At 64.8% G+C, this 472-nt stretch carries 1 protein-coding gene; it reads left to right on the forward strand.

Annotation, left to right across the window (positions count from 1 at the left end; translation table 11 throughout):
- Window positions 1–310: 310 nt before the first annotated feature.
- Window positions 311–472, forward strand: a 162-nt coding sequence (locus CVH10_RS17375; protein WP_369335852.1) for a tripartite tricarboxylate transporter TctB family protein, incomplete at its 3' end; no start/stop codon positions are given.

The raw sequence follows: 472 nt of genomic DNA on the forward strand, positions 1-472 counted from the left end.
TTACGGCGGCGGCGGCGGTGGCCGTAGCGGCGGTGGCGGCGGCGGTGGTTATGGCGGCGGCGGCGGTGGCCGCGGCGGCTACTAAGCCCTCTCGCACCTCACATGAAAAAGGCTCCTTCGGGAGCCTTTTTTGCGTTCTGAATTGCCTGTTTCTTGAGCACCATCGCGGATACCCGTACGAGGGGCTACGCGTTACTGCTTAGCCCTCGGGTCAGCCAGTGGTCAGGCGCATCCAACGACCCTCACGCCTCCAATTCACGGGGTCGAGACAATGGGAATCAAGAGTCAGGCTGACTTCTTTTCGGGGGTCATGTTCACTGCCGTCGGCGCCACCTTCGCGGTCGGCGCCACCACTTACAACATCGGGGACGGCGCCCGCATGGGGCCGGGGTACTTCCCGCTCATGCTGGGCGTCCTGCTGGCCGTGCTGGGCCTGCTGATCATCTTCCAGGCGCTGGTGGTGGAAACCGCC

It is taken from the genome of Halomonas sp. ND22Bw, from assembly GCF_003011945.1.
In the GTDB taxonomy this organism is placed as follows: Bacteria; Pseudomonadota; Gammaproteobacteria; order Pseudomonadales; family Halomonadaceae; genus Halomonas; species Halomonas halophila.